18 protein-coding genes and 1 pseudogene are annotated in these 16,366 nt (G+C 63.2%); 3 read left to right on the top strand and 16 right to left on the bottom strand.

Annotation, left to right across the window (positions count from 1 at the left end; genetic code table 11):
• From AC1VS5_RS08000 to AC1VS5_RS07960, 9 genes are all read right to left on the bottom strand, one after another.
• Positions 1–764: DNA topoisomerase (locus AC1VS5_RS08000; RefSeq protein WP_481218286.1), on the bottom strand; the 764-nt coding region annotated here is incomplete at its 3' end.
• A gap of 585 nt (positions 765–1,349) precedes the next feature.
• Positions 1,350–2,279: a DUF4097 family beta strand repeat-containing protein gene (locus AC1VS5_RS07995; protein ID WP_481218285.1), complete on the bottom strand. Its 930-nt coding sequence runs from the start codon at positions 2,277–2,279 to the stop codon at positions 1,350–1,352.
• A 2-nt stretch (positions 2,280–2,281) separates the two neighbouring features.
• Positions 2,282–2,896 (bottom strand): helix-turn-helix transcriptional regulator, encoded by a 615-nt coding sequence (locus AC1VS5_RS07990; protein ID WP_481218284.1) that lies wholly within the window; start codon positions 2,894–2,896, stop codon positions 2,282–2,284.
• A 222-nt stretch (positions 2,897–3,118) separates the two neighbouring features.
• Positions 3,119–3,808 carry a hydrogenase nickel incorporation protein HypB gene (gene hypB, locus AC1VS5_RS07985; protein ID WP_481218283.1) on the bottom strand — a complete coding sequence of 230 codons (690 nt, stop codon included), beginning with the start codon at positions 3,806–3,808 and terminating at the stop codon, positions 3,119–3,121.
• A gap of 55 nt (positions 3,809–3,863) precedes the next feature.
• The gene (hypA, locus tag AC1VS5_RS07980; protein ID WP_019128848.1) at positions 3,864–4,211 is read right to left on the bottom strand and encodes a hydrogenase maturation nickel metallochaperone HypA; all 348 of its coding nucleotides are present in this window, start codon (positions 4,209–4,211) and stop codon (positions 3,864–3,866) included.
• Positions 4,212–4,220: 9 nt separating this feature from the next.
• The gene (gene tatC, locus AC1VS5_RS07975) at positions 4,221–5,006 is read right to left on the bottom strand and encodes a twin-arginine translocase subunit TatC (protein ID WP_276869682.1); all 786 of its coding nucleotides are present in this window, start codon (positions 5,004–5,006) and stop codon (positions 4,221–4,223) included.
• Entirely contained in the window at positions 5,006–5,701 is a 696-nt protein-coding gene (locus AC1VS5_RS07970; RefSeq protein ID WP_276869683.1) for a Sec-independent protein translocase subunit TatA/TatB, read from the bottom strand. The genes tatC and AC1VS5_RS07970 overlap by 1 nt, the downstream gene beginning before the upstream one ends.
• Positions 5,702–5,830: 129 nt before the next feature.
• The gene (locus AC1VS5_RS07965; protein ID WP_019128845.1) at positions 5,831–6,145 is read right to left on the bottom strand and encodes an STAS domain-containing protein; all 315 of its coding nucleotides are present in this window, start codon (positions 6,143–6,145) and stop codon (positions 5,831–5,833) included.
• Between the two features lie 183 nt (positions 6,146–6,328).
• The gene (locus AC1VS5_RS07960; protein ID WP_144688514.1) at positions 6,329–7,609 is read right to left on the bottom strand and encodes an aspartate aminotransferase type Ic; all 1,281 of its coding nucleotides are present in this window, start codon (positions 7,607–7,609) and stop codon (positions 6,329–6,331) included.
• A gap of 446 nt (positions 7,610–8,055) precedes the next feature.
• On the opposite strand from AC1VS5_RS07960, the gene AC1VS5_RS07955 reads away from it, so the two are divergent.
• Together AC1VS5_RS07955 and AC1VS5_RS07950 are read left to right on the top strand one after the other, a co-directional pair.
• The gene (locus AC1VS5_RS07955) at positions 8,056–8,310 is read left to right on the top strand and encodes a hypothetical protein (protein WP_481218282.1); all 255 of its coding nucleotides are present in this window, start codon (positions 8,056–8,058) and stop codon (positions 8,308–8,310) included.
• Positions 8,311–8,402: 92 nt separating this feature from the next.
• Positions 8,403–8,819, top strand: coding sequence for a hypothetical protein (locus AC1VS5_RS07950; RefSeq protein WP_019128842.1), 417 nt, complete (start codon positions 8,403–8,405; stop codon positions 8,817–8,819).
• A gap of 111 nt (positions 8,820–8,930) precedes the next feature.
• Here AC1VS5_RS07950 and nhaA read toward each other — a convergent pair whose 3' ends face one another.
• The 6 genes from nhaA to AC1VS5_RS07920 form a co-directional block, all read right to left on the bottom strand.
• Positions 8,931–10,307 carry a Na+/H+ antiporter NhaA gene (nhaA, locus tag AC1VS5_RS07945; protein ID WP_481218281.1) on the bottom strand — a complete coding sequence of 459 codons (1,377 nt, stop codon included), beginning with the start codon at positions 10,305–10,307 and terminating at the stop codon, positions 8,931–8,933.
• Positions 10,308–10,345: 38 nt separating this feature from the next.
• Positions 10,346–11,458 carry a calcium/sodium antiporter gene (locus AC1VS5_RS07940; protein WP_481218280.1) on the bottom strand — a complete coding sequence of 371 codons (1,113 nt, stop codon included), beginning with the start codon at positions 11,456–11,458 and terminating at the stop codon, positions 10,346–10,348.
• 507 nt (positions 11,459–11,965) lie between these two features.
• Entirely contained in the window at positions 11,966–12,907 is a 942-nt protein-coding gene (locus tag AC1VS5_RS07935; protein ID WP_144688506.1) for a DHH family phosphoesterase, read from the bottom strand.
• A gap of 110 nt (positions 12,908–13,017) precedes the next feature.
• Positions 13,018–13,974 (bottom strand): ROK family protein, encoded by a 957-nt coding sequence (locus tag AC1VS5_RS07930; protein ID WP_419044236.1) that lies wholly within the window; start codon positions 13,972–13,974, stop codon positions 13,018–13,020.
• A gap of 207 nt (positions 13,975–14,181) precedes the next feature.
• Positions 14,182–14,745 carry a helix-turn-helix domain-containing protein gene (locus tag AC1VS5_RS07925; RefSeq protein WP_481218279.1) on the bottom strand — a complete coding sequence of 188 codons (564 nt, stop codon included), beginning with the start codon at positions 14,743–14,745 and terminating at the stop codon, positions 14,182–14,184.
• Positions 14,742–15,557, bottom strand: coding sequence for a hypothetical protein (locus AC1VS5_RS07920; protein ID WP_481218278.1), 816 nt, complete (start codon positions 15,555–15,557; stop codon positions 14,742–14,744). Before AC1VS5_RS07920 ends, AC1VS5_RS07925 begins: the two co-directional genes overlap by 4 nt.
• A 190-nt stretch (positions 15,558–15,747) precedes the next feature.
• Here AC1VS5_RS07920 and AC1VS5_RS07915 point away from each other — a divergent pair, with 190 nt between their 5' ends.
• Entirely contained in the window at positions 15,748–15,957 is a 210-nt protein-coding gene (locus AC1VS5_RS07915; protein WP_287748370.1) for a hypothetical protein, read from the top strand.
• 74 nt (positions 15,958–16,031) lie between these two features.
• Here the strand turns inward: AC1VS5_RS07915 and AC1VS5_RS07910 are convergent.
• Positions 16,032–16,366, bottom strand: a pseudogene (locus AC1VS5_RS07910) (DNA helicase UvrD); the annotation flags it as partial.

The following is a 16,366-nucleotide window of genomic DNA, read 5'->3' as shown; positions in this document are numbered from 1 at the left end:
CGCTCGCGCTCCACCACGAGGGCAAGCGTGGGGGTCTGCACGCGACCGGCGCTGCGCACGTTGCCAAAACCCCCGAAGCGCGCGAGCGTGAGATAGCGGGTGAGCACCGCACCCCAGATGAGGTCGATGTATTGACGGCTCTCGCCCGCATCGGCAAGATCTTGGTCCAAACTCACCAGGTTATCGAAGGCCGCCGTGACCTCGCCCTTGATGAGGGCGGAATAGCGGGCGCGACTCGTGGGAACATCGGGCGCCACCTCGCGCACGCAGTTGAGGGCATCCGAACCGATGAGCTCGCCCTCGCGGTCGAAGTCCGTGGCGATGATTACGTGATCGGCCTTTTTTGCAAGGTTTTTGAGCACACGGATAATCTCCTTCTCCGCAGGCTTTTTGATAATGGGCGCCCACGTGAGATACGGTAAGCTCTCGACCTTCCAGCCCTTGATGTTGATGCCGTTGGCAAGGAACGGCTTGCGCTTGGTGTCGTACGGCGGGCGCGCGAGCCCGTCGGGCACGTCGGCGGGGAGGACCTCCCCGTCTTCCGTTACGCTGTACCAGCCTTGCTTCTTATCGAAGAGAACCTCATCGGGGAAGTCGGGGGCAAGAATGTGGCCAGCGAGACCCATGGAAACCCAATCCTCGCCCTGCACGGTAAAGCGGTACACCTGCGTGTTATATACCTTGTCGGTCTTTGGCTTTCCATCGGCCAGAAGCTGGGCGATCTTTTGGGCGGCGATGTTCTTCTCTGCGATGACGAGTTTCAAGGTCGGACCTCTTGTAGTTACGTGGTTGCGACGGCGCGGGCGCAGCGGAATACGCGGTGCGCGCACCGTACCTCGGTTTTGCCTGTTCTAGCGGGACAGTATACGCGAGTTGCCCTGAGTTTACGAAAACCTCACCGGCGAGCGGCGTTGAGAGCGCGCGGAGCTACCTGGCACCAGCCTGCCCAATCAAGAGACGCCCTTCGAAAACGGGCATGATTTCGATGAATCTCGCTTTTTGTACCCCCTCTTTTTTGCAAAAACCTGCCCGTGGACGATGGAGGCACACCGAGAGAGCGCGCCCGTGGACGATAAGAGCGCGGCAAAAAAATCGCCCGTAAACAGGGAATTGAAACGGCAAAACCGCACACCGCACATGGTGCCATTCCCGCAGGAAATATTCGCAAGCTGTTCATACACAAGCCTTCGCAACGGGTACACTACCGCTAGCGGCGGAGCCCGTACCACTTCTACGGGCGGCGCTACGGTTGTTGTGGGCTAGTTGCCGCTAGCCCACTTCATTTTTTCCGTCTCGTCATCCGCCATCGCGAATACTCTTTTCGGGCTCTGCCAGCTGCTGTTGCCAACCTACTTCACGCGCACGGAGCCACTGATGGAATCGGCCGTAATCTGCGCCGAACCATCACCGTTGACCACCTGCGCGCTGAGCGATCCTGGCTCGTCACGTTCCGCCAACTCCCCAAGCTCGCACACGAACCCGCCCGACACGCGATCGCTCGTGAGCGTGAAGCCGGCGTCATCCGGAACATCCAGCGTTATAGACCCGCTCGTTGAATCAAGCGCCGTCTGCGGCGGCAAAGCACCAGCAAGCGTCACATCGAGTGCCCCCGAAACGCTCGTAACGGAAAGATCGGTCGTCACCGCTCCATCGAACGAAACCGACCCGCTGATCGAGGCAATCTCAGCACGGCCGGCATCGAGCCCTTGCACCGTGATGTCTGTGCTTACGGTAGATACGATGAGATGGTCGCAAACGACTTGGTCGATCCCCATGCTGGCCGACGTGCCCGAAAGATCTACCGACGAGAGCGAAAGCCCCTCGGGAAGCTCGATCGTGAGTGCAAATGCCGGGTACTCGAGCCCGTTGTTGCTTTCGGGGAGCCCGTCGTCAACGATGAGCGTACCTGTGCTCTCGTCGAGCGAGATGGAGGAATGACGCGGATCCATGTCGTACGTGCCCGCACCGAGCCGCGCCCGCACCACGACATCATCGCCCGCTCCGCGAACCAGCCTCACCTCTCCTCCATCCCACGTTACATCGAGCCCCTTTACCTTGTCGCCGTCGAACGACGCGCGCTCGTCGATGGGCTCATCGAGCACCGTGGTTTCCCCGCTGCCCGATCCGATGACCGGAAGATCGATAGAGGGCAGGCGGCTGGAAGTTGTCCTCCGGGCAAGCGCGACCATGAGCGGGAACCCAATGAGCAGTGCAATCACGACAGCCGCCGCGATGACCTTGGCCTTCTCGGCTTTTGTGAGGCGATCGAAGCCCTTCATGCCTACCTCCTCCCTTCGTCTTCACCGTGCAGGCGCTCACGCTGCTCTGCTGCATCCATGATGTTCGCGACCCAGCGATAGAGCGGGATGGTAAAGAACACCAAGAACGAGAAGGGCGCGGCTCCCATGATGGTGAGCACGAACCAGAGGGGAATCATGAGGATGCCGTACGGGAACGAACGCCACGCCCCTTTAGCGTGCCCGCGGCCCGTGCCCTCGGCAGCCTGCGCCACGCGCTCGCTCGCACGTGTGGCCGCCTGCGCTGCCTCGGCAGCCGCCCTGCTCGCCTCCGCCGCAGCGGTGGCCGCCTGTGTTGCCTGTTCTGCACGCGCGCGCTGCGCGCCGAGCTCTTCTTCCACGCGCACCTCGCTTGAACGTTCCGCGCGCTCGAAGGCAACGTCGTCCTCGATCTCTTCGTCCACCCGAAGCAGCTCATCAAGACTCACGCCGTAAAGGCGCGCCAAGGCAATCAGGTTCTCGGTATCGGGCGAGCTCTCCGCGCGCTCCCACTTGGAAACGGCCTGCCGCGACAAGCCGAGTTCGCGCGCAAGCGACTCCTGGCTGTACCCCCTTGCGCGCCTGAGCTCCGCTAGACGCTGGGCTATCTTGACATTCATGGTTCTCCAACCTCGTGTTGCGAACGCCTGGCCTTCCCGGCACCGGTACCGTTGACCCCACCGTACGAAAGACGGCGGTCGCACGCCAGAAAGTCTGGTAGGAATTTACGCAACTTTTAGTTGCGATGCCCCTGAACTGCCATTTTAGTTCTTTTCATGCGGAAAGCAGCCTCGGCTAGCGGCGCCGCGTTGCACCACGGCACAAGCCTCCCTCGGGCAGGATCACGCCTGCGGCGTGCGCGCGGTCTCGATCTTTCCGGCAAGCCAGTCGCACCAAGCGTCCATGCCCTGCCCCCGCGTTGCGCTCACCTCGAACCGCGGCGCAGTTGGATTAAGGTCGTCGAGCGTCGAGCCGTAGGCATCGAAGTCGAAATCGAAGGCAGGGGCCACGTCGACCTTGTTAAGCAGCAATGCCCCCGCGTGCTGAAAGATGCCCGGGTACTTGAGCGGCTTGTCATCGCCCTCCGGCACCGAGAGGATCATGATGGAGAGGTTCTCGCCCAAATCGAAGTCGACCGGGCACACAAGATTTCCCACGTTCTCGATAAAAATCACGTCGATGGCATCGAGCCCCACAGCGTCGTCGAACGCATCGACCGCTTGGCCGATCATGTTTCCCTCGAGATGGCAAAGGCCGCCCGTGTTGATCTGGATGGCGGGCATGCCGGCCTCTTTCATGCGCACGGCATCCACGTCGGAGGCGATATCGCCCTCGATGACGGCGCAGCGCAGCCCGCGGGCCGCCAAGCGCTCGTTCGTGGCAAGAATGGTGCTCGTCTTACCCGATCCAGGACTCGAGAGCACGTTGACCACGTACGTACCCGTGCGCGCGAACCGATCACGCAGCTCGGTGGCGAGCCGCTCGTTGCGCGAGAGGATGGGCTGCTCCAAGGCAATCGTCTGCTCTGCCATATCATCGCTCCTTATCGAATGAGACAGTTGTACCGGGTCAAACTGTCTCATCTAGCTAGCTCTCAACCTCCATGGATACCAGATCGAGCTCACGACCGCGCAGCAGGTGGGTATCGCGGCCGCCGCACACCGGGCAGCGAACATGGAAGCGATCGTGGTCGAACTCCTCGCCACAAGCCAGGCACCGGCTCCGAGGGTGAACCTCCTCGACCTCAAGCTTGCAGCCACAGGTTACCGGGTCTTCCTCGGTCAAGACCTCCCAGGCAAAATCGAGCGACTCGGGCACCACCTCGCGCAGGTCGCCTATGCGAAGCGAGACAGCCACCACCCGCGAAGCGCCTGCCTCGCGCGCGGCGGCTGTGACCGTTTCCAATATGCCCGAGACGATGCCCAGCTCGTGCATGGCGTCTCGCTACTCCTCGTCATCCTCGTCGGAGAAGAAGCCCACGCGACTGCCCTTGAGCCCCGCCTTGCCCTCGCGCGCGATGATGACGAACCTCGTCACGAAGAGCGAAATCTCGTAGAGCGAGAGCAGCACCGCATACATGAAGATCATGGTGACGGGGTTGGCGTCCGGCGTGACCGTTGCCGCGATCACGGCCATGGCAACGTAGATGTAGCGCCAGGCCGCACGGAAGGTCACGTACGGGACGATGTGGAACACGGCGAGGTAGAAGACGAAGAGCGGCAGCTCGAACGCCACGCCGAAACCGATCATGAGGAGCACCTCGATATTGAGGTAGTTCTCAAGATCCGCGAACGCCGTAGCGATGGAGTTCGTCTCGTTGATGAGCCATTCGAAACCGGGCGGCACGATGAAGAAGTAGCAGAACACCGCGCCCACAAAGAACAGCGCCGTAGCGATGAAAAGCGTCGGGACGACCCATTTGCGCTCGTTGGGCTTGAGCGCAGGGAGGAAGAACCCGAGAATCTGCCACAAAATCATGGGCACGCAGACCACGCAGGCGGTCTTGAGTGCGATGGAGAAGCGCAGCGAGAAGCCGCCGAGCGCGCTCATGACGTAGAACTCGCCGCCTACGAAGGGGGCGATCGGGTCGGTGAGCACGTCGATCACCGTAGGCGCGGCGAAGTAGAACACCACGGTCGCCACGATGATGGTTACGATCACGATGGTCAGACGACGCCGCAGCTCTCCCAGATGGTCGAGAAGCGGCATGCGTGCGGGTCCGACGGGCATTACTGCTCGCCTCCCTTCTCGGTCTCGGTCGATGCGGCGGAAGCTGCTGCAGGGGCCTCGTCGCTCGCCGTTGGGGCCTCGTCACCCGGGGCGTCCTCGGCCTCGGCAGCCCTATGCTTGCGCGGACGGCGAGCATACAGGCTCGTGACGGTGTCCTGGGGGTCCTCTTCGGCTGCCGCGTCGGCAGGCTGGCCGTCCGCCGCGCTGCGCTCGCCCGCCTCAGCGCGATCGCCCGAGGCATCGCCCGCAGGTTCGGCCGAAAATCCAGAAACCGCGCCCTCAGCGCTGGTGCCCGACTCTGCGGTGGCCGCGGAACCCTCAGCATCTGCTGCCTCGGCCTCGCGAGCGGCCTTCTCGGCAGCTAGGCGGGCACGGCGCTCCGCGAACGTCTCCTTCCGCGCCTCGGCGGCCTTAGCCGTTGCGAGGTCGGCGCTATCGCTGGCGGCGGGAGCGTCGGCATCGGCGTCCTCGTCGGCAGCTGCGGCCTTCTTCGACGTGGCGGGCGCGTTGGCGGCAGCCGCCATGGGGTCGATGACCTCGGACTGGACGACGGACGTCACCTTCTCCTGCGTCTCCCGGAACTGGCGGAGAGCGCGCCCGATGGTACGGCCCATCTGCGGAAGCTTATCCGGCCCGAAGAGCAGGAAGGCGAAGACCACGATGATGATGAGCTCGGTCTGCCCGATTCCGAACACAAGAACCTCCTGGATTTCGATTCATAGCGGCGCATGGCAAGCTGGCGCCCCGCCATGCACGGCACCGCGGCGCATAACCGCAAAAGTATAGCGCCGCCCTCCCCAGGAAGGCGGCTCCGAACAAAGCCCTTACAGAGCGGTAATAGAAATCTCCGCGTCAACGCCGAGCAGCTGGGCCACGCGCATGACCCCCGGCTGGGCGTTCACGACCGAGAAGCCGCGGCCGCGCTCAGCCGCATGATGCGCCGCGCCCACGAGCACGCCCACGCCGGTCGAGTCGATGTAGGCAACGTGCTCAAAATCGAGCTGGATGGCCTCGGTGGGCTGCTCGAGCGCAAGATCGATCGCATCGCGCAGCTTGGAGGCGTTCGAGATGTCCACTTCGCCGGTGACGCCGATGGTGTAGCGCTCGGGCGAAGCGTTCGTGGTGATGGTCAGATCCATGGTAGCTCCCAACGTTCTGGCGCATGCCAGGTCGAGTCAATGCATCCGCACGGATGGCAGCAGCTCGTGCCGCAGCACCTATGCAGCATCTTTCATTGTACCGACGATACGGCGTGCCCGAGCCGCTGCAAACGGAATATCAAATCTTTCGCATGCCGGACGGGCGAGCGGGAAGCCCCGCTCCTACCGTTCCTCGAGAGCGAGCTGCGCAGACACGAGCTTGGTCGCGAGCACGAGCACGTCGAGGGCGGCCTCGAGCTCATCCACGCTCGGGTACGTCGGAGCGATGCGGATGTTCGTATCGTGCGGGTCGTTGCCATATGGCCACGTGGCACCCGCCGGCGTGAGCTTGACGCCCAGTTCCGCACAGAGCGCCGCGATGCGCTTCGCCGAGCCCTCGGGGCCATCGAACGAGACGAAGTAGCCGCCGTTAGGGTGCGTCCACGTGGCGCAGCCCGTACCGCCGAGCCCCTCGGAGAGCTTGCGCTCCACCGCATCGAAGCGCGGACGCAGGAACTCCGCGTGCTTGCGCATGTGCTCGTGAACGGCATCCAGATCGGGCAGGAAACGCGTGTGCATGAGCTGGTTAAGCTTGTTCGCGCTGATGAGGCCCACCTTGAGGGTGTTGGCAACTTCCACCACGTTTGCAGGGCTGGACCCGAAGAACGCAATGCCCGCACCCGGGAAGGTGATCTTGGAGGTAGACGCCACGCCCAGGATGCGGTCCTCGTTACCCGCCTCGCGCGCGATGTCGAAGATGTTCGCGAGCTCGTCGCCATCGTCGGTGAGATCGTGCACGGCATAGGCGTTGTCCCACACGATGCGGAAATCCGGGGCTGCCTTGCACGTGGCCAGGCGACGCACTGTCTCCTCAGAGTAGGTGACGCCGGTGGGGTTGGAGTACTTGGGCACGCAGAACATGCCCTTGATGGAATCGTCCTCAGCCAGCAGGCGTTCGACCTCGTCCATGTCCGGACCCGTCTCGGTCATGCGCACGGGCACGTTCTCGATGCCGAGGTCCTGCGTGATGCCGAAGTGACGGTCGTAGCCGGGGGCGGGGCACAGGAACTTCACGTGATCGAGCTTGCTCCACGGCGTGTAGCCGGGCACGCCCTTCTCCCAATAATGGATGAGGATGGACTGCATGATGTTCAAGCTCGAGGAACCCAGCACGATGGTCTGCTCGGGCGGCACGCCGATGAACTCTCCTGCCAGACGGCGAGCCGAGGGGATGCCCTCAAAGCAGCCGTAGTTGCTGCAATCGACGCCCTCGTCCATGAGGTCCGCATCGCTCGTCAGGATGTCGAGCATGGGGCGAGAGATGTTCACCTGCTCGGGGGACGGCTTGCCGCGCGCCATATCGAGCTTGAGCTCCTTGGCACGCGTCTCCTCGACCTCGCGCTCGAGCTCGGCGATTGCCGCCTTGAGTTCTGCGGTATCCATCTTCTGGTATGCGTTTTGCATGCGCTCCTCCACCCCGCGTCTCCCCGTTTGCCGGGTCGTGACGCGTAATCGTTGCGTTATCCCGGGACAGTATACCGAGTTCTTGGAGGAACGCGCTGCTTGCCAGCGTATCGAAACACAATATCCGTTCCACCGCCAAAGAGGGAGCCAGCACCCCGGCCGTCCAGCGCAGCGACGCATGCTCCCACGTTCTCGGGCGAGATCTGGACATCACGGGCGTTGTCGGGCGAGATTTGGACGCTCAGAGCCTCCCATATGGCGAATTATCGCCCGAAAACAGATCGAGTGTCCAAATCTCGCCCGAATGCGCCCGGCGTCCGGATCATGCCCGAAAACGCCCCGCGTCTGGATCTCGCCCGAAAACACCGCGGACGCAGCCATGCCGCATCTTGCGCGGCGCACGGCAAACGGGGAAAATGAGCCCACCAACGAATGAGGAGGATTCCATGGACATGGCGTCGTTTCGGGCAGAATCCTACGGCGAGCTGCAAAGCCTCGTCGACGGGCTCTATGCCACGCGCACCTTCGTCGACCGGCTCGACCTCGTGATGCAAGCCGAGGTCCTCGACCTCGATGCCGACCTCCAGGAAATCGTCTCGCTGCTCCCTCCCGGCTCATACGAGCGCCAGCGGCTCTGCGACCAGCTCAACTCCGCAATCGCCGCTCACGGCTGGGGCGCCGTATACGGCACCGTGGAATAAACAATCGCAGAGCCGGATTGTATGTCCGCCATCCCGAAGCCGGTTTGAACGCCCCGCCATCGCAGCGCGAGCTCTCCCACAGAAAGGCAACCATGAACGACATCCAGCGCGAATACAACGAGGCCATCGAAGCCGCCGACGTAGCGTTGGCGCACCTGTACCGAGCCCAGGAGCTCCTCGGCTCCGCAGGAAACTGGGGCCTGTTCGACATCTTCGCCGGAGGAGCGATCAGCTCCTATATCAAGCGGAGCAAGATGCAGGAAGCGCAGACGGAAATCGATGCGGCCCGCGAGGCCCTGCGCATCTTCGTGAAAGAGCTGCATGACGTGGAGGGGGCCTCGGGCATCCAGATCGACACCGGCGGCTTCATGTCGTTCGCCGACATGTTCTTCGACAATGCGTTTCTCGATATGTACGTCCAGATGCAGATCAGCGAGGCCCGCCAGCAGGTGGCTGCGGCGATCCAGCAGGTCGAGGCCGTGCGCGAGGCGCTCAACGGCAGGCTATAGAACCACAGCGGTCGTCGGCGCCACAGAGGCCGCCAGCGCCACGACGAGCTTAAGCGCCTCGCAAGCCTGAGCATCGGCGCGCAACGCCGCTATGGGCGCGCAGCACGACCGTCAGCGCCTCCCGCGACACGCAATGCTCATGTAGATGAGGCCGATGATTGCGGCCGATACCGAGCCGGCAAGGATGGCCGTCTTCGACGCGAGCAGCTCCGCCGGGGTCTCCGTGAACGCCAGGCCCGCGATGAGAATGGACATCGTGAAGCCGATGCCGCCCAAAATGCCGATCCCCGCGATGTGCTTCCACTGCACGCCCTCGGGCAGCTGCGCGAGCCCGGTCTTCACCATGAGGAACGTCATGCCAAAGATGCCGATCGGCTTCCCGAGCAGCATGCCCAGGTACGTGCCCACCGCGACGGGATCCACCACGAGCGCGCCCAGGTCGACGCCCACGAGCCGCACCTGAGCATTCACGAACGCGAAGATGGGCAGGATGATGAAATTGACCGGCGTCGAGATGCGGTGCTCCAGGCGCTGAAGCGGCGGCGTCACGCGGTGCATGACGCGCTCAACGCCGTAGACGGCATGCGTGAAATCGTGCTGCCCCAGGATATGGGCCTCGTCGTCGAACGTGTCGTCAAGCTCGGGCAGCTTTCCCTCGAGCCAGCCCACAAGCCCGCCGGCGTTGATGTCGGAACGGCCAGGGATGGTGAACGCCAAGATCACGCCGGCGAGCGTCGCATGGATTCCGGACTGGAAGAGGCAGAACCACAGCACGAGACCGAGCGTCACGTACGGCGCGAGCCCGAAGTGCCGACGCCGGTTGAGCATCGCCAGCGCCAGCGTGACGGCAGCGGCTGCAAGAAGCCAGATCGCGCTCGGGGCATGCCCGTAGAAGAGCGCGATGGCAAGAATGGCAAGGAGGTCGTCTGCGATGGCGAGCGTTGAGAAGAACACCTTGATCGCTGGCGGCACACGACTGCCCAGAAGCGAGAGCACGCCGAGCGCGAACGCGATGTCGGTCGCCATGGGAATGGCCCACCCGTAGATGGCGCCGCCGCGGTTGATGACCGCGTAGATGCACGCGGGAACCACCACGCCGCCCACGGCGGCAAGCATGGGCAGCATGGCCTGCCGGGGCCGGCGCAGCTCGCCCACGGTCATCTCGTATTTGAGCTCGATGCCCACGAGCAGGAAGAAAATCGCCATGAGAAAGTCGTTGACGAAAAGCTCGAAGGTGAGCGAGAACTCCCAGCCGCCTATGCCAATGACGACCGGGCGCGCGAACCATTCGTGCAGCGGCTCGTAGAGCTCCGTGTTGGCGCACACCACCGCCGCAACCGCGGCCACGATCATGACCGCCGCAGCGATGGTTCCGTTTGAGGTGATGCGTTCGAGCACGCTCCTCCGCTCAAGGCGGCGACGCTGCCTGCTACTGATCAACGGCGCCTGCTTCGCCGCAGCGCCCTGCTTGCTCTTCTGCCCACTCATCGAGCGTCTCCTTCTCCTCAGTCTTGCCATCTGCCGCGCTATCGCAGCAGGGAGGCAACGATATACGCCACATAGAGAAACGTGAACGCGATCCCGTCGATACGCCCTACACGGTTGCGCGGCCTATGGAAGGCGCACGCGAGCAGCGCGGCGGTGAAAACGATCTGCAATATGAAATCGACATTGTACGCCGCATCGTAGGGAACCGCCGAGAACAGGGCCGGTGCGCCGATCACCAGCAGCACGTTCGCCACGTTCGAACCGATCACGTTGCCCACGGCAATCTCGGTATTGCCCTTGAGTGCAGCCACTACGCCGGTTACCAGCTCTGGCAGGCACGTGCCGAGCGCCACGACCGTAATTCCGATGACGCGCTCGCTCACGCCGAGTCCACCCGCCACGATTACCGAGTTGTCGACCACAAAGTCCGCTCCGAATTTGAGCAGCGCGATGCTCACCGCGATGACGAGCGCATCGATCAGCAGATTCTGCTGCCTTAGCTTGACCGCTGCCGTACCTGTGGCCGATCCAGCAGCGGGCGCTGCAGCCGAACCCTGCGCGAGCCCAGCAACCGAGCCGGCAGCGGGCGCAACAGCGGCCATCGGGCCCTGCTCGAGCGTGCCTGCTGAATCTGCGGCTGGTGTGGTGGCGAGCGTAAGCGGCTCGACATCGCTCATGTCCTCCGCACGCTTAGCCCGCGTGCCGACCACGGCAGAACGCACCATGAACGCCGCGAAGAAAGCGAGCATCGCCGCACCCTCTACCACGGTGATCTGACCCCCGGTATTGGCGAACACCAGGAGCAGCGCCACCGAGGCGATACTCGCGGGAATTTCGAAACGCCGCGTGCTTCGGGCCAGCGGGATAGGCGAGATGAGCGACGAGATGCCCAAGATGAGCAGGATGTTTGCCAAGCAGCTGCCCACCACGTTGCCGAACACCATGTCGGCGTGACCGCCCGCGCCAGACGTCACGCTCACCACCAGCTCGGGCAGCGACGTGCCCACGGCAACGATGGTCAGCCCGATAACGCGCTCGGGCATGCCGAAGCGCGCAGCGATGTTGCTCGCCGATTCCACGAGCTTATCGGCGCCAACAACGAGCAGAACAAAACCTATCAGGATGAAAGCGAATTCAACGACATAGGGCATGAGGACCTCCCAACCGCCACGGGACACGCGGCGGACACAGCAGCGAGCAAGGGCTTGAGCTGGGGACGCAGGCGGGCCCGGCGCATGCGCCGAACACCAGTCGTCCCTATGCAACAATCGCCTTGCGCTCACCAGCCCTCATGGTCAAACGCAAGGAGCTGTTATGACCCGTCGCCATAGCATCCTCCATGCTCTCGTTCGTTGTAGGTAGCCGCCAGGGGCTCTCTGCCCGGCGCACGTTGCCCAAAAAAGCGAGGCGCCAATCGGGCACCTCGCCGATATCGTTTCTATTGTCCCCGGAATACGGGCTTTTCCGCAGCATCCGCCGCGTGAATCCACAGCACCTCCGCGATAGCGCCTCGAAAGGGTCTGCGCGGGCGCGCAGCTCGCCCCTTGAATTGCCTGATCGCATAATCGTGCGACCCGTACCTCGATCCGTTCGACTGTGTCACCGCGCGACGCACGCCTTGGACCGTTCGGCTGCGTACCGAGAAGCGCTATCTCCGCTTAGTTGGCAGCGAGGATGGGTGCAGCCACCTGCTTCTTGCGGGAGAGGACGCCGGGGCACCAAACGCCTTCGGCCACGTCCTCGATCTTAAGGCCCTTCTGAGCGGCAGCCGTGTCGCCCTCCAGCAGCACCTGCGAGCCCTCCTCCATGATGTCGGTAATGCACAGCACGATGCCGTCGGCGCCCTTCTGGGCCTGGTAGGCGCGCATCGCCTCGCGGATCTCGGGGATCATGCCGAGGGCGCGGGTCTTATCGACCGTCTCGTACTGGCCGATGAGCAGCTGCTTGCCAGCAACTTCGAAGAGCTTGATGTCGTTGCCGACCATCTGCTCGGGCGTGAAGGAGCCGGACGGGCGGGAGAGGAAGACCTCCATGCCGAACTTCACCGGGTCGACGCCCAGCTGCTCGCCGAGCTTGGCGGCGGTGGCACGGTCAACATCGGTGGTGGTGGGACTCTTGAGCATGAGGGTGTCGGTCATCATGGCCGAGAGCAGAAGCTTGGCCTGCGTATCGGTGAGCTCCTGGCCCAGCACCTCGAAGAGCTTGGCCACGACGGTGCAGCTGGAGCCCCACGGCATGGCCACGATGGTCAGCGGCGCGGCAGTGGTGAAGTCGCCGAAGCGGTGATGGTCCACGACGCCCACGATCTGGGCGTTCGCCAAACCGGCAACACTCTGTCCGGGCTCGTTGTGGTCGGTGAGGATGACCTGCTGCGGGTCCTCGCCCTCGGCCGCGGGCTCGATGGCATCGAGCAGCATCGGCTCGGGCAGGCCGGCGTCGGCGAGGAGCTTCGCGGACTCAGCCGGTAGCGGGCCGAGCGCGCGAGCCTCGTACGTGCACCCGTTGAACTCAACCTGGTTCAGCAGCTGAGCCAGCACCACGGCGGACATGACGGCATCGTTATCGGGATTCTGGTGTCCGAAGACGAGAACCTTGCTCATGTGTATGCTTCCCTTCGCACAGGGCGGGGCAGGCGCCCCGCGAGTTTCCCAGTTGCTCCATATCCTAGCACGCTACGCGCATCGCTCGCCCGGGCAGAGCGCAAGTTCACCTACGCTTCGGCGGCCTGCAACGCCACGTAGGCGGCACCGTAGATGCCCGCATCGTTGCCGAGCGATGCGACCTCGATGGGAGTATCGGCATTCACGTTGATAGCGTAGGCGCGATACCGCTCAACGAGCGTTTCGAGATAGACATCGGCAGAGGCCGACGCGCCGCCGCCCAAGAGGAAGAGCTCCGGGTCGACCACGTTGGCAACGAGTGAAAGGGCACGCCCCAGGTAATCGGCCATGGTGCGCATGGCGGCAAGCGCCACCTCATCGCCCTCGCGGCACGCTTGGAACACGTCCTTGGAATCGCTCGGCCCGGTGAGCTCGATGGGCTCGACACCGCGTGCCTCGCACTCAGCCAGATAATTGGAAACAACACCAGTTGCCGAGGCGTACTGCTCGAGATGGCCCTTGCCGCCGCAGCCGCAGGCACGCTCCTCGTTTGGGTTCATGCACAGGTGACCGATCTCGCCACCCGCGCCAAAGGCTCCGGCAACGACCTTGCCGTCGATGACCACGCCGCCGCCAACGCCCGTACCGATAGTCACGAACACGAGGCTCGTGCGCCCCTTCGCCGCGCCGGTCCAGAGTTCGCCCATCGCCGCAGCGTTCGCGTCGTTCACGAACTTCACCGCAGCTTGCGGGCAGAATGCGTGCAGCGCGGCCTCAAGGCCGGGCGCATCGATCTGAATGTTCGCCTGCATGCGGATGATGCCATCGGCAGGGACGGGGCACGGGATGGCAAGCCCGATGCCGAGCACCTCGGCCGTGGTCGCATCGGCCTCGGCGAGCACCTGGCCGATGCCATTCGTTACCGCGTTATATCCAGCCTCGTCCACGATGGGAGGTGTCGGCACGCTACCCTTGCCAACCAAGGTGCCATCCTGCAAGAACAGGCCGACTTTGACGGACGTGCCGCCCACATCGAGGCCTACGTACAGTTTCCGGGGCTCTGTCATGACGATTCCTTTCCGTGCGTTGAATCCGGTACCGGCGTCGCAAGACGTCGAGGTCTCGGGGCGTGTGCCGGCATGCTACCTGCATAGGCGCACAGTATACGGCGGGACCCTATCGCCGCGCACCACACTTTGGCGAACAGCCCCCACGCATCGGTAGGCGCGCCCCCCAGCATCGGTAGGCGCACACCCCCAGCGGTGCCAGGCTCGTCAGGCCTTCGGATCGCTCGCGAACGTGATTTCTAGCCGCGTGTTCAGCCCATCCGCTAAGCGACCAAGCGTCTTTAGCGTCGGGTTTGCCTGGCCGCGCTCGATCTTGCTGACCTCTGCTTGCTTCAATCCACTCCGCCGGGCGAGCTCGCTCTGCGAGAGGCCCGCGCGCGCCCGAGCTTGCGCCAGCGCCTTGCCCACCCCATCGGCATAGCGCGCCTCAGGCTCAATCTCACGCAGGTAAAACCCGTCTTGCGTGCTTCTGCCGCCGTGCGCCATGAGCAACGCGCATGGGTCGTACGCATCGAGGCCGTGCTCGCGCAGAATCTGCCCGATATTCTGTCGTGAAGGCGGAGCGATGCGCTCCTGAACCCATGCATTGGCCCAATGACCCGGCACATGCGTCCCTTGCGCCACGAACGGCGCGAACATAGCGGGAACATCGCATGCGCCAGCACCATCTGCCGCAGCAAATTCGAATTGCCCGCTGCCGGCATCGTACGTTAATTCCCCGCAGGGACTGGAGCCAACCCGCTCTCCCTGTATGACCTCGAATCGTCTCATTGCTCTTTCATTCCCTCATACCAGCGCCACCGCGTCCAAATAACTTCCCAAATCTTGTCGAGGAGCATCGCAGGAGCGGCATGCTCGAGCCCGGCTAGAAGCCGCTCTCGGTCGCCCTCGGCCAATCCCCCCTTGAGCACAATCGGCATAGCGTCCCGTAGATTCTCCTCAAGAGAGCGCGAGCCAACGAAGTTCGTTGTCGCAACGGAGGTCAACGGCGCAAACCCCGCTACACGCTCCTCATCATCGCCGTATGGTGCGAGCAGCGAGAGGCCTTGATCAAAAAGCGGGGCAAGGCGAGCCGCACCGCGCTGGTCGAGGACTACTTCGATATTCGATGCGTGGCGATCCCTATTTGCCACGAGATAGTCAACGAGCATCATCTGCCCGATGCGCTCGCCCCACCCGTTGCGCCTGCAGAACTCCCACGGCGTCTCGTTGGGCTCTTTATAGAGATCGTAATAGGCACCAAGCCCCATCTTCTGCTCGCCGGGCCGGCGAAAGTTCCTCGATGTGTTGAGCCAAACCTCGTGCTCGACCCCATCAAGCGCAATGAGCGCGTGCACCAAGCGATAGGGAACATGATCGATGCCCAGGATGTCCATGAGGCGGCTGGCCACCACCTCGTTGACGCACTCGCTTCCATCAAACCGAACGCCCGTGTATCGGGGCAGCTTGTAGTAGAGCGCACGCACGCCCGTGCCCGTGCGAGCCTTCAAGTAGGTGCCCGCCGCCCCAGAACTGTTCACGCGCTCGCTCCAAGATAGCGCTCTACAATCTTGCAGCTTTTGAACTACATCATAAACACGCATAAGACCAGCTCCTTAGCATTATGCATGTATATAGTATAGAACATATATTCTTGCAGCATAAGATGCGGCACAACCTCATGTTGACAGTTGGTTTCATGTTGAAGAACAGCTTGTGACATGTGCCAACGCGCGGTAATCCCCAGCCCAGCACGGGAAAAGATAAGGTCATCTACCACCGTTGGGAGGCACCATGTCGAACGTCATGTCCCACGCAGAGTCCCTGAACATCAACGAGCTTATCCGCCTTGCCTTCGATGCGGAATCGCCCGATGAGGAGAGCGCGGAGACGCAACCCGCGGATTCCGCCGAGGAGCAGCAAGACGAGCCCATCGACCTCAATGAACTCTTTGAGCTCGTCTATGCACCGGGCACTTCCCAAGACCACGCGACAGCTGCGTAGCAAAGGGCGGCAGCGGAGCGGTAGGCAGTGTCGCTCGGATCGGCCCGTGGTTGCGCTACTCCCCCAGCGAAGCCCTAGTCGACCTTAACAATGGGAGCAAAGCCCTTCATGAGCTTCTTGACCTGCCCGGTCTTCTCAAACTTAACTTCGATCATATCGCCCGAGGCAGCGATGACCGTGCCCGTGCCGAACGTTTTGTGCCGCACGGTGTCGCCCGACGCGAACACCTCCGCCGCTTTCGCCGCATCCGGACGGCGCTGCTCCACCTTGGGGGCAGGCGCCGCGGAGCGCTGGCGATGCGAGGTGCCGCTGCCGAACGTCGACGGCTTCCTGCCGGCGTCGGGGCTGATGCTGGTATGGCGCACCGCACCGCCGGTCGAACGCGTGTAAGAGCCGAAGACGCGCCCGC

It is taken from the genome of Enorma sp. (assembly GCF_982429025.1).
The sequence above is the reverse complement of the archived record's forward strand: the minus strand, read 5'-3'. Positions and strand labels throughout refer to the sequence as shown.

What these genes read in the sequence shown, in the direction of transcription:
- AC1VS5_RS07995 (WP_481218285.1), bottom strand. Translation starts at nt 2,279, where the DNA reads ATGAAGGGCTTCGATCGCCTCACAAAAGCCGAGAAGGCCAAGGTCATC.
- AC1VS5_RS07990 (WP_481218284.1), bottom strand. Translation starts at nt 2,896, where the DNA reads ATGAATGTCAAGATAGCCCAGCGTCTAGCGGAGCTCAGGCGCGCAAGG.
- hypB (WP_481218283.1), bottom strand. Translation starts at nt 3,808, where the DNA reads ATGGCAGAGCAGACGATTGCCTTGGAGCAGCCCATCCTCTCGCGCAAC.
- hypA (WP_019128848.1), bottom strand. Translation starts at nt 4,211, where the DNA reads ATGCACGAGCTGGGCATCGTCTCGGGCATATTGGAAACGGTCACAGCC.
- tatC (WP_276869682.1), bottom strand. Translation starts at nt 5,006, where the DNA reads ATGCCCGTCGGACCCGCACGCATGCCGCTTCTCGACCATCTGGGAGAG.
- AC1VS5_RS07965 (WP_019128845.1), bottom strand. Translation starts at nt 6,145, where the DNA reads ATGGATCTGACCATCACCACGAACGCTTCGCCCGAGCGCTACACCATC.
- AC1VS5_RS07960 (WP_144688514.1), bottom strand. Translation starts at nt 7,609, where the DNA reads ATGCAAAACGCATACCAGAAGATGGATACCGCAGAACTCAAGGCGGCA.
- AC1VS5_RS07955 (WP_481218282.1), top strand. Translation starts at nt 8,056, where the DNA reads ATGGACATGGCGTCGTTTCGGGCAGAATCCTACGGCGAGCTGCAAAGC.
- AC1VS5_RS07950 (WP_019128842.1), top strand. Translation starts at nt 8,403, where the DNA reads ATGAACGACATCCAGCGCGAATACAACGAGGCCATCGAAGCCGCCGAC.
- nhaA (WP_481218281.1), bottom strand. Translation starts at nt 10,307, where the DNA reads ATGAGTGGGCAGAAGAGCAAGCAGGGCGCTGCGGCGAAGCAGGCGCCG.
- AC1VS5_RS07940 (WP_481218280.1), bottom strand. Translation starts at nt 11,458, where the DNA reads ATGCCCTATGTCGTTGAATTCGCTTTCATCCTGATAGGTTTTGTTCTG.
- AC1VS5_RS07935 (WP_144688506.1), bottom strand. Translation starts at nt 12,907, where the DNA reads ATGAGCAAGGTTCTCGTCTTCGGACACCAGAATCCCGATAACGATGCC.
- AC1VS5_RS07930 (WP_419044236.1), bottom strand. Translation starts at nt 13,974, where the DNA reads ATGACAGAGCCCCGGAAACTGTACGTAGGCCTCGATGTGGGCGGCACG.
- AC1VS5_RS07925 (WP_481218279.1), bottom strand. Translation starts at nt 14,745, where the DNA reads ATGAGACGATTCGAGGTCATACAGGGAGAGCGGGTTGGCTCCAGTCCC.
- AC1VS5_RS07920 (WP_481218278.1), bottom strand. Translation starts at nt 15,557, where the DNA reads ATGCGTGTTTATGATGTAGTTCAAAAGCTGCAAGATTGTAGAGCGCTA.
- AC1VS5_RS07915 (WP_287748370.1), top strand. Translation starts at nt 15,748, where the DNA reads ATGTCGAACGTCATGTCCCACGCAGAGTCCCTGAACATCAACGAGCTT.